The sequence below is a fragment of the Nocardia tengchongensis genome (assembly GCF_054781395.1).
On sequence record NZ_BAAGUM010000001.1, the window covers coordinates 1 to 13,523 of the forward strand.

Consider the following 13,523-nt stretch of genomic DNA (forward strand, 5'->3'; position numbering starts at 1 on the left):
CGGCCTCCACAACCAGACATCATTCACCAGCAGTGATGCGCCGACCGGTTGAGATCAAGATGGTCAGCCGCCCGCGGGGAAGGTCAATTGGGCTCGGGAACCGAGACGTCCGCTGGCGAGAGGCCGAATCGCAGGCCGCGCCAGGATGGATGGCGCAGGCCGGTGGCGGTCCGTTCGCGGTAGTCCGCCACGGCCAGCCAGGTGCGGAGGAATCGCAGCCGGCGCAGAATGCCCCGCACCGCGAGTTCGTCGGCGTGGACGGCCTCACCAGCCGCCCGATCGTCGATCGCCTCGGTCGTGACACCTTCCGGCACAGTGATGGTCAACGTCACGAGGAATTCGGTCGATGGCGATACCGAAGTCCGGTTACCGGGGTCGTTGGAATGTGCCGCAACGTGTCACCGCATCGGTGCGTCAGACACACAACGGCATCGACGCGAGTTCGGTCTCGAGCCGGTCTGCGGAGAAGAGTCCGAATGTCCGCCACTGTCCCGGCGCAAGGGGCGGCCGCCACAGCCGCAGGAGATGGCCCGCACCCGCGAATTCGTGCGCACGAAGTGCCTCACGGGCCCGCAGGTCGTCGACGGCGGTCGGAGAGGTGCCGGGCGGAACGTGTGTCGTCATGCCGACCAGGAACTACACAGCAACCTTCGCTGTCGATCGCGACACGATCGGCGGCAGCGGCCCGGGCCGCGATGTCGCTCGAATATGCTCGTGCGATGTCTCTCGGCAGGTCGCCGGGATCGCTGGCCTCGCCGTTCCCCGAATGCTCTGGAGGACGCAATGCCCATTGTGACCGTATCGGACGGGACCGAGATCTACTACACCGACAACGGGTCGGGGCAGCCCATCGTGATGAGCCACGGCTGGCCGCTCTGTTCCGACGCCTGGCAGCTCGAATTGAAACTGTTCGCTGACGCGGGATATCGCACGATAGCCCACGATCGGCGTGGCCACGGCAGGTCGTCGAAAACCTACGCTGGCAATGACCTGACGACCTACGCACGGGATCTGTCCGAAGTCATCGAGCACCTCGACCTACGGGACGTCATCCTTATCGGTCACTCCACCGGTGGCGGTGAAGTCGTCCGGTACGCGGCTCAGTTCGGAAAGGGCCGCGTCGCGAAGGTGATCACCTGCGGCGCTATCCCACCGATCATGGTCAAGTCCGACAAAAATCCGGACGGCACACCGATCGAGGTCTTCGATGGCATCCGCGCCGGCTTACTCACTGACCGATCCCAGTACTACAAGGACCTCGCGCTCCAGTTTTACGGTTTCAACCGCGTCGGCGCCGCCGTGTCCCAGGGCGCTATCGACGACTTTTGGCGGCAGAGCATGCTTGTCAACCTCGCCGCCGCCTACGACTGCGTCGCGGCGTTCAGTGAAACTGATCAGACCGAGGACCTGCGTGCACTCGACGTGCCGATCCTCATCGCCCACGGCGACGACGACCAGATCGTGCCCATCGCGGACGCGGCCCGCAAGTCCATCGACCTGGTTCGCAACGGCACCCTGAAGGTGTATCCGGGTGCGCCACATGGGATCTTCGGCGAATACCAGCGGCAGCTGGACGCGGACATCCTGCAGTTCATCAGGGAGTAATCATGTCCGGCCGGGCCGATCCGAGCACCGGTCGGTCCTTCGATTCCATAAGGCTCGACCGCGCAGAATCTGAGAGGAGATTGGCTGTGGCGAAGGTACTTTTCATCGTCAGCGGTGCCAGTTACTGGGTGGTGAAGGACGGTTCGCGATATGCGACCGGTTATTGGGCCGAGGAGTTTGCGAATCCGTACCGGATCCTGACCGACGCCGGCCACGAGGTGGTCGTGGCGACCCCTGACGGGGTGATCCCCACTCCGGACATGATGAGCCTGCGCCCGGCGATGAACGGCGGAATCGACGGGGCGCTGCGGATGGAGTCGATCATCCGGGAAGCCGAGGCAATGCGGCGGCCGCTGCGGCTGTCGGACGTGCGGCTCGAAGACTACGACGCGGTGTATCTGCCCGGTGGGCACGGTCCGATGGCGGACCTCGCATTCGATGCCGACTGTGGGCGTCTGCTGCGCCAGCAGCTGGCGTCGGGTAATCCGCTGTTCATCGTGTGTCACGCCCCAGCGTCGATCCTGTCGACCCGGATCCACGGCGAGTCTCCCTTCACCGGTTACCGCATGACCTGTTTCACCGACGAGGAGGAAGAGGCCGTAGGTGTCGCGGCGATCGCGCCGTGGCTATTGGAGACCGATCTGAAGGCGAAGATCGGGGTGCAGTTCAGCCGGGGCCCGATCTGGGAGCCATACATGGTCGAAGATCGCAATCTGATCACCGGCCAGAACCCGGCCTCGGCCGCCGTGCTGGGCGGCCGGATGGTCGAGATCCTCAAAGGCGCCTGACGCGAACGCGATTCGGTTGCGGAGAACGATGCCGGAACGCTGGGTCGGCGGGCGCCCAGGGAGCGCGGAACGTGGTCGAGGGCAGGGCCATTCACCGCCGATCGAATGGTCGGGAGTACCCGGACTCGCAGTTCGGTCATTCGGTGACGAACGTCCTGATCGCTTCGGCGATCTCGCCTGCGTGGGTCTCGAGCGCGAAGTGCCCGGTGTCGAAGAAGCGGACCTGGGCGTCGGGGATATCGCGTTGGAAGGCCTCGGCGCCGGCCGGCAGGAAGAAGGGATCGTTCCTGCCCCACACGGCGAGGAGCCGGGGAGTGTAGCGGCGGAAGAACTCCTGGAATTCCGGGTAGCGGGCGACGTTGGTGCGGTAGTCCAGGAACAGATCCAACTGGACCTCATGCGCACCTGCACGGGCCAGGTAGTGATTGTCGAGGGCGATGCCGTCGGGTGAGACCGCGGATTCGTCGGCGACGCCGTAGGTGTATTGCCAGTGGGTGGTTTCCGGGGTCAGGAGCGTCCGCAGCGCGTCACGGTTCGCCGATTTCGGGGATTCCCAGTACGTCCGGATGGGGTTCCAGCCGTCGCTGAGGCCTTCGGTGTAGGCATTGCCGTTCTGCGACACGATGGCGGTGATTCGCTCGGGGTGTTCGACGGCGAGCCGGAATCCGGTGGGGGCGCCGTAGTCGAAGACGTAGATCGCGTAGCGGTCGAATCCGACGATCTCGGTGAAGCGGTCGATGACCTGTGCGATGTGGTCGAAGGTGTAGTCGAACCGGTCGTGGTCGGGCATGTCGGAGCGGCCGAATCCGGGCAGGTCGGGTGCCACGATGTGGAAGTCGTCGGCCAGGTGCGGAATCAGGTCCCGGAACATGTGGCTGGAGGTCGGAAAGCCGTGCAGCAGAAGCAGCTTGGGTTTTCCGGACGTACCGGCCTCGCGGTAGAAGATGCGGAAGCCGTCCACGTCGGCGGTCGAGTAACGGATGGTGCTCATGGCGTCTTTCTCCTCGGGGTGTGGCGGGGATCGGCCCTGCTGCTCGAGCGGCGGGATGGGATATGCCCGCACCACCCCGGCCAGCGGGTGCGCTCCAAGAGGGAGTGATCTCGCTCCGCTCGGCAGGCAGCCGCGGCTTCACTCGAAGACGAGAACTTGGCGTCCGACAATTTCGCCGCGGCCGAGGGTCTGCAGGTTCTCGTTGATGTCTTCGAGCTTGACCTTGGTGACGTTGTGTCTAATGAGGCCGGCTTCGTCGAGCGACAGCACGCGGTCCGCGCCGTTGTCTTTGGCGACGTAGAGTTTGCTGCCTGTTCGCTCAACTGCGATCACGGTCGCGGCGGCACCGAGCAGCTTCGCGTATGGGACGGACCTTCAGAAGAATTTCGCCCGGCCCGGGTTCGCGCACCGAAACCTCTTCGATCCGAAGCGGCTGCTGGTATCCGTACATGCGGGCTGCGTGCATCTGCATCACGTGTGCCTCGCTTTCGCTGTGGTGGGACGAGAGCGCAAACGGGTGATTGCATGTCATATTAGGCCGCCGTACCGTTAACTGATGGCTATCGCGACGACGAGCCCCGTGACAGGTGAAGTCCTCAGGAAGTTCGACGAACTGACTCCTGAGGAACTGGAGGACAAGCTCGCCCGGGCGGCGGCCGCGGCTATCTCCTACCGGCTCACGAGTGTCGAGCAGCGAGCTGGATGGCTGCGGCGCGCGGCCGAACGTCTGGAGCAGGAGGCTCAGAGCGTCAGCCGGATGATCACCACGGAGATGGGCAAGACTCTGCGGGCGGCGGAGCAGGAAGTGGCCAAGTGTGTTCACGGGCTGCGTTTCTACGCCGACCAGGGTCCCGCATTCTTGCGGGATGTGAGCGGTGACGCCGGGCGCGTGGGTGCGAAGCGGACGTTCGTGACATACCAGCCGATCGGAGTAGTGCTCGCGGTAATGCCGTGGAATCTGCCCTTGTGGCAGGTCATGCGGTTCGCGGCGCCCGCCCTGACGGCGGGGAACGTCGGAGTGTTGAAGCATGCGTCGAACGTGCCGCAGTGTGCTCTGTACCTGGAAGAACTCTTCCGTGGCGCAGGCTTCCCGGACGATGTGTTCCAGACTCTTCTGATCTCCTCGGGGAGGGTGGAGCAAGTACTGCGCGACCCGCGGGTGGCGGCCGCGACACTGACGGGCAGTGAACCGGCGGGGCGGTCGGTGGGTGCCATCGCCGGTGACGTGACCAAGAAGGTGGTCCTCGAGCTCGGTGGCTCCGACCCCTTCATCGTGATGCCATCCGCGAACATGGAGCGGGCCACCGATGTCGCGGTCAAGGCGCGGTGTTTGAACAATGGGCAGTCCTGCATCAACGGCAAGCGGTTCTTTGTTCACCAGGACATCGGTGACGCGTTTATCGAGATGTTCGTGGCGAAGATGGGCGCGCTGGTTGTGGGCGACCCGATGGCTGAGAACACCGACGTGGGTCCGCTGGCCACCGAATCCGGCCGGCTGGATGTGGAGTCCTATGTCGAGGACGCCGTCAGCAAGGGCGCGACGGTACTGCTGGGCGGCGAACGCCCGGACGGGCCCGGCTGGTACTACCCGCCCACCGTGGTTACCGGTGTCACACCGGAGATGCGGATGTACCACGAGGAGGTCTTCGGCCCAGTGGCGCAGGTGTGGACGGTGTCTTCGCTGGAGGAGGCCCTGCGGGAGGCCAACGGACACCCCTACGGTCTGGGGTCGAATCTGTGGAGCGAGGATGAGGCCGAACGTGAACTGTTCGTCCGCGACGTGCAGTCGGGCATGGCCTTCATCAACGGCAACACCACCAGCTTCCCCGAGATCCCCTTCGGCGGCATCAAAGGCAGCGGCTACGGACGCGAGCTGTCCGACCTCGGCATGCGAGAGTTCATGAATGCCAAGACCGTCTGGATCGGGGCAGACGGATAGGGCGGTGCCAGGGCATTGGGAAGCCGATCTGCTGTTCGGGCGGCATGTCTCCGGTCGCCACCCTGGTCGAACGCTCGACCCGGTTCCTGCTGCTGGTCGCCCTGCTCGAGAGCAACGCGCCGATCTGGTCGCGGATGCCCTCGCCGCCCGGATCCTCACCCCGCCCAACGCCTTGCGCCGCACCCTGACCTGAGACCAGAGCTACGAAATGGCCGAACACGCCGCCTTCACCGTCGCCACCGGCGTCCCCGTCTACTTCTGCGACCCCAAAAGCCCCTGGCAGCGCGGCGGCAACGAGAACACCAACAGCCTTGTCCGCCAATACCTTCCCCGACACCTCGACTTACGCGCCTACCGTCAGGCCGACCTGGATGCCATCGCCGACGAACTCAACGGCCGGCCTCGACAAACCCTCGGATTCCGCACACCATCAGAAGCACTCGACGAAGTGTTGCGATGACCGCCTGAAACCACAGGCATGAGGGTGCGTTCGGCCGACTATAGCTCGGCCGGTCCGAGCCGGCCCCGTATGCGGCATGTGCGGACGCGGTGTTGGATGTCGACGTGGCTGTGCGTCCAGAGCGTCGGGCAGCCATCGACCGGTGAAGGACGGTCGGTCTAGCTCAGAAACCGGCGCTGCCGGATCCGAGGGGGCTGCCGCTGCCCGTTCCGCTACCGGTGACGGTGCAGTGGCCCGATTGCGTGGGCGACGGGGTGACCGACCCCGACGGCGCGGCGACAACGGTCACGGTCAACTTGATCGGCGCAGGTATGACGAACGGCTTACTGACCGAGGTCTTGATGGTGATTTCGTGTGTTCCGGCGGTGGTGGGAACCCACGGAACCGTATTGCCGGGTTGCGCGTACGAGAAGCTCCCGAGGCATGTCCCGTTGTCGTAGAAGCTCGCGTAGAGCGCGTCGTCCAGTGGTGCGCCCGCGTAGATCGAGTAGGTCTGTCCGACGGTGTAGGACGACGGCACCACGCAGGTGCCGGTCGAGCAATCGTCAACCTGGGGTGCGTCGACGAAGGCAGAGACGGTGGGCGCGGAAAGAGTGACGAAAGTCGCGGCCAGAGTCAAAGTTGTTGCACCCCAGCTGATGTGGTGGATAGCGCGGGTCTTGGCGGGCATTCGAGAACTCCTCTTTCGTACCCCGGTCGGGGGTTGGGGAGAATCTAACCGCCGCCAATTGTGAAATTGATTCACTTCAGTAAACCCATGTGCCCCAACTTCCTTGGGCGATATTTCCGGGGTCAGCCCCTTTGGGCAGGGGGCTTCCCTTAACCGATCACCCACGCTCGCAACGCCCGACTCGACGTGTCCCACGACCGCGATCCCACGGCCCGTCAGCGTGAATACGTCCTCAACTGGTAACCGAAACGGCTCATCGCGCGGAGCGTCATTCGCCATGGCCCGATCACGAACGCCCCTGGGTGAGGAGCATTCACCACGCTCCGTGACCGACTCGAACCGCGCGCTACGCGGCATTACGGTACGTGTTGTCTGAAGTGCGCCAGATGGTTCGGTTTGATCTTGCGGCCGAGCGGCCAGCCGCTTCCAAGCTCTGGTATCTGTGGCCCCGATGGATGACCTGGCCCTTGTCCAGCGGTTGGCCGATGTTGCCGACACCATCTCTACGCGGTACTTCTGGGCTGGGAGTATCGCGACGTAGTGCAAGCCCGTCGGCAGCCCGGTCGCGGTGGCCGATTGTCGGCTTTCCGTGCATACGAATGCAGCTCATGCCCTGCGCGCGGAGCTGGTGAATGGATTTCGGTGAATGCCCTCTGCGAGAAGGCCGACCGCCGTCACGGTGCTGAGGAGCGCCGTCGCCGTATCACGACGAGATGGCCGCGCGGATCTGGGCCACCAGGGCGTCCAGACGTTGCTGATGTGAACCCTCCCAATAGATTCGGCCGCAATCCGAGCACTGCCGGAAGGTGTCATAGTAGCGGCGGGTGAGTGGTTCGAGTCTCTCGATGATGTCCTGCTTGGCCACACCGGTGACAGCGCCGCCACAGCGCAGGCAGCGACTGAACGGCACCAGCCGATCCGCCAGGTCGAGTCGGCGGACGAGGTCCACCATCTGCTCGAGCGGGTGGTCCGACCGGATGCATACGCCGTGAGTCACGGTGCGGCGCTTGAGAAGTCCGTGGTCGCGGGTAAGCAGGATTCGATGCTCGGCCGCGGCTGTTTTCGCCAGTGCTGCGTCGTCGGCTTCCCAGTCCTCGCGCACGTCGAGTCCCATCAGCCGCATCAGCCGTGCGAGCCCGCCGAGGTTGACATCGACGATGAAGCGCGGATCGCGCAGCGGACAAGGACGCACCCGGGTCAGCGGCCCGATGTCGAGCGTCTCGAACATCGGGTAGACCACAACCCGATCGCCCGGCTGCAGACGGCGGCCGAAGTCGACGGACTCACCGTTCACCAGCATCAGGTCGACCTCGGTGTGCGGAATACCCGCAGCCTCGACGACGTCCTTCACGGTCTGGTGCGGCCGGACCGGCCGCAGCTGCGCGGCGTACCGCACTCCCAGGGGCAAGAAGTCGTTCAGCTCGGCATACACACGCAGCTCGACACTGGCGGTCATAGGACCATTGTCCGGCGGGAGCACCCAGCGTGCCCAGAGCAATCTCCGGTTTGAGCAATCCCGCGTATGCCCGGTGCGGGTCAGCATCTCCCCGGATGCGCTGACCGAGAACGGTCCGCTCTCCCCCCTTGGCGGACCGCAGAGCAGTCGGCGCCACTGAACGTTGAGGTAGGCAACGGACATCCGCTCATCGGTGCGGGTTCAGGCGGTCATCGCAACACTTCGTCGAGTGCTTCTGATGGTGTGCGGAATCCGAGGGTTTGTCGAGGGCGGCCGTTGAGTTCGTCGGCTATGGCGTCGAGATCGTGCTGGGTGTAGTGACGCAGGTCTGCGGCGCGGGGAAGGTATTGGCGGACAAGACCGTTGGTGTTCTCATTGCTTCCGCGCTGCCAGGGACTGTTCGGGTCGCAGAAGTAGACAGGAACCCCGGTGTCGACAGTGAAGCGGGCGTGTTCGGCCATCTCGAAGCCCTGGTCCCAGGTCAGGGTGCGCCGCAGAGCGGCCGGCAAAGTGACCATCTTGGCGGCCAGTGCTGCTGCGACGAGATCAGCACGTTTGCCGTCGGGCAGGGCCACGAGCAGCAGGAACCGTGTCGAGCGTTCGACGAGGGTGGCGATGCAGGAGGGTCCGTGTCCGCAGAGCAGATCACCTTCCCAGTGGCCGGGCACGGCTCGGTCGGCGGCCTCGGCGGGGCGCTCGGAGATGGTGAGCACGCCGCGGCGTTGTCCTCGGCCGTCGGGCAGGCGTGCAGCGCGAGGACGGCGGGTGGAGCGTGGTTTGCGCAGGTAGCGGGTCAGCTCGTGGCGCAGGTCGCCGCGGGCCTGGATGAACAGGGCGCGGTAGATGGTCTCGTGCGACACAGATCCCATGCTGCGCTGTGGATTGCGGCGCAGCCAGCCCGCGATCTGCTGCGGCGACCAGCGTTGGGCCAGCCGCTCGGTCACGACCGCAGCCAGCCGCGGATTCTGTGACAGTTTCGTCGGTTTCGGCCGGACCGCCCGCGACCACGCCGCCTGGTCTGCGGCCACGGCGCGATAACCCAGACGGCCGCCGTTGCCGGCGACTTCCCGAGAGACCGTCGACGGCGCCCGGCCCAAACCGCGAGCAATGCCACGTAGCGATTCGTCAGCGGCAAGACCACGTGAAATCTGTTCCCGTTCAACCGGACTCAACCGCAACGCGCCCCGACGCCGCGGCGCGGGACGCACCCCGCCACAGCGTTTGAGCAGGTCCCGCACCGTCGAGGGATTCCGGCGCATTTCCCGGGCCAGGACCTTCACCGCCTGCCCAGATCTCCACCGACGCCAAACTTCCTCCACCTCGGCCTCCGACAACGGCGTTCTCGTCATCACGCACCACCTGTTTCGCCTGAACAAAACCAGTGTTGCGCTGACTCATTGAGACCACACCGATGACCGAGTCTGCGCCGGGCCATGTCTGCTTCTCCAGTTCGAGCCACGGCCACCTTGGACCCGGTCGCGTTCGGCCGCAGCCGTTTCGCTGCCGCGGACATCGATTTCAGCGGCGCTGTTCCAGGGCGTCCAGGATGAGATCCAGGCCGAAGTCGAATTCGGCGGTGTGGTCGTAGCCCGGCTGACAGGCGTGGTCGACGATCAGCTCACGAAGATATGGAAATTCGCCGGGCGGCAACTGGTCGAGAACGTCGGCCGCCACCTCGTTGACATCGTCGGGGGTGGTTATCGGAAGATTCGCCTCCTGCAGCACGTATCCGCCGATATAGCTGTCGAGCAGTGAAACCGCGTGTGCGGCAAGGGGAAGCGTGAAGCCTGCCGTACGGAGGACGCCGAGCACGGCGTCGTGGTGGCGGAGGGTGGCCGGGCCCGGCGTGCGGCGGGAGTCCAACAGGCCCAGGGCCCAGGTGTGCTGGGACAGGACCGCGCGTGCGGAGTCGGCGCGGGCGCGGAGAGCGTCGCGCCAGTCGGCGGCGGGCGGGGGCAGTTCGATGGCGGCGAAGACCGCGTCGACGACACCGTCGAGCATGGCGTCTTTGTTCGGCACGTGGTGGTAGAGCGACATCGCTTCCACGCCCAGTTCCTGGGCCACACGTCGCATGGTGATCGCTTCCGCGCCACCACGATCCGCGACTCGGATGGCCGCGTCGAGGATGCGGGCTCTGCTGAGGGGTTGGGCGGGGCGTGGCACGGCGGCTCCTGACTGCGGAGGTCTTGACAGGCTTACAGCCGTAAGCCTACCTTACGGATGTAAGTCAACCTTACAAGCGTAAGAGGAGAGGTGGTTTCGATGCCGATGCCGAGATGGTGGGGGCACGTCAACAAGCGGGTTTTCAATCCGCGTGCGATCGCAGGCGGGAAGTGGCCGGTGCTGACACATATCGGGCGCATCTCCGGCGCGACCCATCACACCCCGCTCGATGCGTTTCCCGTCGGCGGCGGGTATCTATTCGTCCCGGTGTACGGATCGAACTCGGACTGGGTGCGCAATATTCTCGCCGCGGGTCGGGCACGACTCCGGATCGACGGACGCGAGTTCGAGCTCACGGCGCCACGGATGGTCGGGGAGGACGAGGCGTTCGGAGCCCTCGCGGCCGACGCGAACCGGCCGCCGCGACTGCTGCGTATCAAAGAGTTCCTGCGAATGGACCTGGTGGCCTGACGGCACCCTGCCCGGCCCATGGATCGCAATCATCCGATCACACCACTTCTTTCGCTGATCGAACCGGCCAGCTGGGCGCCGCGGAAGATGAACGGGCCGCTGGCATCCCGGGCGGCTGACCAACCGCCGGCAGTGCACGCTATTACCGATGAGCATGTGCGTGAAAGATCGCTCAGAGCACCAAAGGAGGGCGACGTCTTGTCGCGCCGCGTACCGAGCTGACGCGCGCCCGAATCGACGCCGGGCAGGCGAGCCTCGATCCGCGACAGTCGATAGATGGATACTCGTCAGCGCATGCTGCGGTGATCGGTAATGCTGGTGCCGTGAGCGACCTACCGCAACGCTGGGATCCGATGACTTCGGTTCCGCCCGACCTCGACGACCTCGCCTACCACGGAGACAAGTGGGAGGACAGGCACTGGATGAACGTGCCAGGTCCCTTCTATACGGGACAGACCGATAACTGTTGGACCGGAAGGCTTCACGCGCCGCGGAACGTCCTGTATGGCGGCGAGTACCACAACGAGTTCGTCTATCGTCAGCCGAAGTCGCCGGCCGAAGTCGAAGGCATGTTGGCGGCAGCCAACGATGACCCCTTTGGCGGCTACGCCTGCGATGGGGACTCGCGTTGGACTCCCGCCGCTGTTCGTGCCTGGTGGAGCGGTCGCAGCAAGGTCGAAGAGCACCTGGCCGAGCTTCTCGCTGAATACACCAAGGAAGGCGCAGGCCTTCAGGATGCCGATGCGGCAGAAGGTGTACGGGACTTCCTCACCTATCTGGCCACCGACCTCGAAGACGATCTCCAGGCGTATGTGTTCAGGCTGGAGAACGATCGATACCCGGCCGCGGACGACCCGCTGCCGAACCTGTAGCTGAAGGACCTGTCGAACATCCCGCTATGGCCGAGTTGAGTGCATTCGACCACGGATGACAGCACGTGACGCAGACCGTTGCAACGGGCACAATCACGCTCGTGGATTCGGACAGTGCACACTCACCTACCGAGCCTTCAGCGGGCGGCAACTCGGTGGCGGCTCAATGGGATCTGCTCCGAAATGATGAGACTTACTACCGTCGCTTCCTGGACCACGATCTGGTCGAGGCGGTCTACGCTCACCCACAGCTAGGGGTGCTGTTTCCATTCACCAGTGTCACGGTCCTGCACTTGAGCAGATGCACCCGGTACCCGTTCTCCTTCGATGTCCCTTGCGTCGTCCCCGACTTCACCGGGACGTTCAAAGTCATGCGCACACACAATATGGTGACCGGGCCGAAAATGATCGGGGTCGGCGTGACGGCCGCAGAAGCGGTTACGCTGATCGCCGCGCATCTGCCGGAAGGGTGTGGGCCTGCGATCGACGGAACAGCCGAGGACCTCCGTTAATTCGACTCCTGGAAGCGCCCTGTAATGCCGCTGATCGCGCTGACCGAAGCGGTCAGCGTGGTCAGCCATCGCCACGACCTACCGATGGTCAGGAACGTTCGCAACTGCCGATTACACGGCGGTCCCTAGAAGACCAATTCGATACCCCCGGAACGCAAGACATCCTGGAGATAAAACTCAAGGAGGTCGGCGCAGATAACGCGCTTCAGACCAGGGAGGTGGCGGAGGTCGTCGAGACTGTGAACGTCGAACTGGTCGCTCTCGCCATCCCAGTGTGGGCAGCATTCGAAGTACACCTGACAGCCACCATCGAAGTTCAGCTGCTCGACCTCGGCAAGTAGATCGGCGGGGAGCTCGAGGCTCTCGAAGTACGCGCGGGCTTCCGGCACCACCTGGTCGGGGAAATTGTCGAAGGAGTACTCCCAGAGATCACCGGAGAAGCCATGGGCCGCCAGCGATTCCTCGAGCGACCAGGGTGCAAGCTTCGGATCCTCTCCATACATAAGCTCTTCGATTACAGCCAGTTTGAGGTTGAAGTCCACGAACTCAGTCACATGGGCAAGCTAGCGTCAGCCACTGACAAATATGGAATCAGCTGTCGGATCCGTTCCGGGACAGCGGATCCGCTCATGGTGATGGGCGGACACGGACAGATCAGGTCAGTTGTCGCCCAACCGAAATCGACGAGACCGGTCGTCGTTGTCGACCTGTTCGATGTAGTTCTCGGCGGCCCTGCCCTCGGTGTGGTCGTAGCCCGGGAGCATCAGTTCGCCGTAGGTCCGAGGGGGCGCGTTGGTCAATTGGCCTCGGCGCTGCTTACGCCGAACACTTCGGTACATCCACCAAACGTCCCTCTGGAACTGCGGCCAGCACAGCGACAAACAGGACAAGGTCCGTGTTCATCGACCCGAGTTCCAGGACCTGCCGAAGTTCGGAATCGCCGCACGCTGCGCCGTAAGAAGCCAGTCACCGTATCGCCGAGCCTTCCCGACTGCAGGTGGACACGCCAATCTCAGTGCGCGGCCTTGCGGGCCTCGGACAGGGCGCGGCGCATGCGGAGCAGGTAGATCGGGTTGGGTGGGACCCAGCCGAGTTGGGTGGCTTGGCCGAGGTCGTCGCGGTTGGCCCAGTGTTCGATCAGTTTGCCGTCGCGGACGCGAATCCAGTGTGTCTGTGTCACCGCGAAGGTCTTGCCGGTGGACGGGAAGGCTTGGGCCGGTTGGGCGTCCGGGCCGTACACGACGAAGGTGCCGGTTTGGCGGCCGCTCATGGTGACGTGCAGGGCCACCAGGTCGCCCTCGGCCGTCGCCTCGTGCACTTCCCAGTGCAGGTCGGCGTAGGCCGAGCGCAGCCATTCGGCGCTGGCGTGGAAGGCGGCCGGGCCTTTGCCGCGGGTCGCGGGCGGCTCGGCGGTGTCCTCACGGTTGGTCGCCTCGGGGTGGATCACCGCTTCGAAGTCGGCGAGCTCGCCGGCGGCCATGATCTGCATGGATCGGATCGCTACCTGCTTGGCGTCCTCACCGGTGTCGGTCATGGTCCCTCCGATTCTCGGCACGACGGGAGTCCCCACAGTCTGCGCGCCGGCGCAGAGGGACC

General features: G+C 64.7%; 18 protein-coding genes and 1 pseudogene. 8 read left to right on the forward strand and 11 right to left on the reverse strand.

The genetic code is table 11. From position 1 onward, the window contains the following. Window positions 1–83: 83 nt before the first annotated feature. Window positions 84–332, reverse strand: coding sequence for a hypothetical protein (locus ACYVKL_RS00005; RefSeq protein ID WP_379169899.1), 249 nt, complete (start codon window positions 330–332; stop codon window positions 84–86). Between the two features lie 82 nt (window positions 333–414). Then, the gene (locus tag ACYVKL_RS00010; protein ID WP_379169901.1) at window positions 415–624 is read right to left on the reverse strand and encodes a muconolactone Delta-isomerase family protein; all 210 of its coding nucleotides are present in this window, start codon (window positions 622–624) and stop codon (window positions 415–417) included. A gap of 159 nt (window positions 625–783) precedes the next feature. Between ACYVKL_RS00010 and ACYVKL_RS00015 the strand changes: the two genes are divergently transcribed. Beyond that, on the forward strand, window positions 784–1,605 hold the full coding sequence (locus tag ACYVKL_RS00015; RefSeq protein WP_379169903.1) for an alpha/beta fold hydrolase: 822 nt from the start codon (window positions 784–786) through the stop codon (window positions 1,603–1,605). Between the two features lie 2 nt (window positions 1,606–1,607). After that, window positions 1,608–2,393, forward strand: a complete 786-nt coding sequence (locus tag ACYVKL_RS00020) for a type 1 glutamine amidotransferase domain-containing protein (protein ID WP_379169905.1) — start codon at window positions 1,608–1,610, stop codon at window positions 2,391–2,393. Between the two features lie 136 nt (window positions 2,394–2,529). On the opposite strand, the gene ACYVKL_RS00025 is transcribed toward ACYVKL_RS00020, so the two are convergent. Further along, entirely contained in the window at window positions 2,530–3,384 is an 855-nt protein-coding gene (locus ACYVKL_RS00025; protein WP_379169907.1) for an alpha/beta fold hydrolase, read from the reverse strand. Window positions 3,385–3,522: 138 nt separating this feature from the next. Continuing rightward, window positions 3,523–3,717 (reverse strand): hypothetical protein, encoded by a 195-nt coding sequence (locus ACYVKL_RS00030; protein ID WP_379169909.1) that lies wholly within the window; start codon window positions 3,715–3,717, stop codon window positions 3,523–3,525. A gap of 223 nt (window positions 3,718–3,940) precedes the next feature. Between ACYVKL_RS00030 and ACYVKL_RS00035 the strand changes: the two genes are divergently transcribed. The 3 genes and pseudogenes from ACYVKL_RS00035 to ACYVKL_RS00045 all read left to right on the forward strand — a co-directional run. Next, complete coding sequence (locus ACYVKL_RS00035; RefSeq protein ID WP_379169911.1) at window positions 3,941–5,323, forward strand: NADP-dependent succinic semialdehyde dehydrogenase; 1,383 nt, start codon at window positions 3,941–3,943, stop codon at window positions 5,321–5,323. Between the two features lie 4 nt (window positions 5,324–5,327). Next, window positions 5,328–5,516, forward strand: a complete 189-nt coding sequence (locus ACYVKL_RS00040; RefSeq protein WP_379169913.1) for a hypothetical protein — start codon at window positions 5,328–5,330, stop codon at window positions 5,514–5,516. A 12-nt stretch (window positions 5,517–5,528) separates the two neighbouring features. After that, window positions 5,529–5,783, forward strand: a pseudogene (locus tag ACYVKL_RS00045) (IS30 family transposase); the annotation flags it as partial. Between the two features lie 163 nt (window positions 5,784–5,946). Here ACYVKL_RS00045 and ACYVKL_RS00050 read toward each other — a convergent pair. The 4 genes from ACYVKL_RS00050 to ACYVKL_RS00065 form a co-directional block, all read right to left on the reverse strand. Then, the gene (locus tag ACYVKL_RS00050; RefSeq protein ID WP_379169915.1) at window positions 5,947–6,453 is read right to left on the reverse strand and encodes a hypothetical protein; all 507 of its coding nucleotides are present in this window, start codon (window positions 6,451–6,453) and stop codon (window positions 5,947–5,949) included. A 703-nt stretch (window positions 6,454–7,156) separates the two neighbouring features. After that, entirely contained in the window at window positions 7,157–7,909 is a 753-nt protein-coding gene (locus tag ACYVKL_RS00055) for a Mut7-C RNAse domain-containing protein (protein ID WP_379170640.1), read from the reverse strand. 209 nt (window positions 7,910–8,118) lie between these two features. Further along, window positions 8,119–9,258, reverse strand: coding sequence for an IS30 family transposase (locus ACYVKL_RS00060; RefSeq protein WP_379169917.1), 1,140 nt, complete (start codon window positions 9,256–9,258; stop codon window positions 8,119–8,121). A 169-nt stretch (window positions 9,259–9,427) separates the two neighbouring features. Beyond that, a complete protein-coding gene (locus ACYVKL_RS00065; RefSeq protein WP_379169919.1) occupies window positions 9,428–10,072 on the reverse strand; it encodes a TetR/AcrR family transcriptional regulator in 645 nt (214 codons plus the stop codon). 99 nt (window positions 10,073–10,171) lie between these two features. On the opposite strand from ACYVKL_RS00065, the gene ACYVKL_RS00070 reads away from it, so the two are divergent. The 3 genes from ACYVKL_RS00070 to ACYVKL_RS00080 all read left to right on the forward strand — a co-directional run bounded on the left by ACYVKL_RS00070 (window position 10,172) and on the right by ACYVKL_RS00080 (window position 11,927). Continuing rightward, on the forward strand, window positions 10,172–10,543 hold the full coding sequence (locus ACYVKL_RS00070; protein ID WP_379169921.1) for a nitroreductase family deazaflavin-dependent oxidoreductase: 372 nt from the start codon (window positions 10,172–10,174) through the stop codon (window positions 10,541–10,543). A 323-nt stretch (window positions 10,544–10,866) separates the two neighbouring features. Next, window positions 10,867–11,415, forward strand: coding sequence for a ferredoxin (locus ACYVKL_RS00075; protein WP_379169923.1), 549 nt, complete (start codon window positions 10,867–10,869; stop codon window positions 11,413–11,415). Between the two features lie 65 nt (window positions 11,416–11,480). Continuing rightward, window positions 11,481–11,927 carry a DUF6193 family natural product biosynthesis protein gene (locus ACYVKL_RS00080; protein WP_379169925.1) on the forward strand — a complete coding sequence of 149 codons (447 nt, stop codon included), beginning with the start codon at window positions 11,481–11,483 and terminating at the stop codon, window positions 11,925–11,927. A gap of 125 nt (window positions 11,928–12,052) precedes the next feature. Here the strand turns inward: ACYVKL_RS00080 and ACYVKL_RS00085 are convergent, their stop codons facing one another. The 3 genes from ACYVKL_RS00085 to ACYVKL_RS00095 all read right to left on the reverse strand — a co-directional run bounded on the left by ACYVKL_RS00085 (window position 12,053) and on the right by ACYVKL_RS00095 (window position 13,461). Continuing rightward, window positions 12,053–12,481: a DUF6892 domain-containing protein gene (locus ACYVKL_RS00085; protein WP_379169927.1), complete on the reverse strand. Its 429-nt coding sequence runs from the start codon at window positions 12,479–12,481 to the stop codon at window positions 12,053–12,055. A 105-nt stretch (window positions 12,482–12,586) separates the two neighbouring features. Continuing rightward, entirely contained in the window at window positions 12,587–12,766 is a 180-nt protein-coding gene (locus ACYVKL_RS00090) for a hypothetical protein (protein ID WP_379169929.1), read from the reverse strand. Between the two features lie 173 nt (window positions 12,767–12,939). Beyond that, a complete protein-coding gene (locus tag ACYVKL_RS00095) occupies window positions 12,940–13,461 on the reverse strand; it encodes an ester cyclase (RefSeq protein WP_379169931.1) in 522 nt (173 codons plus the stop codon). Between the last annotated feature and the right edge of the window lie 62 nt (window positions 13,462–13,523).

Bases quoted from the DNA above. Each gene is read 5' to 3' on its own strand.
- ACYVKL_RS00010 (WP_379169901.1), bottom strand. From the start codon at position 624: ATGACGACACACGTTCCGCCCGGCACCTCTCCGACCGCCGTCGACGAC.
- ACYVKL_RS00015 (WP_379169903.1), top strand. From the start codon at position 784: ATGCCCATTGTGACCGTATCGGACGGGACCGAGATCTACTACACCGAC.
- ACYVKL_RS00020 (WP_379169905.1), top strand. From the start codon at position 1,608: ATGTCCGGCCGGGCCGATCCGAGCACCGGTCGGTCCTTCGATTCCATA.
- ACYVKL_RS00025 (WP_379169907.1), bottom strand. From the start codon at position 3,384: ATGAGCACCATCCGTTACTCGACCGCCGACGTGGACGGCTTCCGCATC.
- ACYVKL_RS00035 (WP_379169911.1), top strand. From the start codon at position 3,941: ATGGCTATCGCGACGACGAGCCCCGTGACAGGTGAAGTCCTCAGGAAG.
- ACYVKL_RS00050 (WP_379169915.1), bottom strand. From the start codon at position 6,453: ATGCCCGCCAAGACCCGCGCTATCCACCACATCAGCTGGGGTGCAACA.
- ACYVKL_RS00055 (WP_379170640.1), bottom strand. From the start codon at position 7,909: ATGACCGCCAGTGTCGAGCTGCGTGTGTATGCCGAGCTGAACGACTTC.
- ACYVKL_RS00060 (WP_379169917.1), bottom strand. From the start codon at position 9,258: ATGACGAGAACGCCGTTGTCGGAGGCCGAGGTGGAGGAAGTTTGGCGT.
- ACYVKL_RS00070 (WP_379169921.1), top strand. From the start codon at position 10,172: ATGCCGATGCCGAGATGGTGGGGGCACGTCAACAAGCGGGTTTTCAAT.
- ACYVKL_RS00090 (WP_379169929.1), bottom strand. From the start codon at position 12,766: ATGTACCGAAGTGTTCGGCGTAAGCAGCGCCGAGGCCAATTGACCAAC.
- ACYVKL_RS00095 (WP_379169931.1), bottom strand. From the start codon at position 13,461: ATGACCGACACCGGTGAGGACGCCAAGCAGGTAGCGATCCGATCCATG.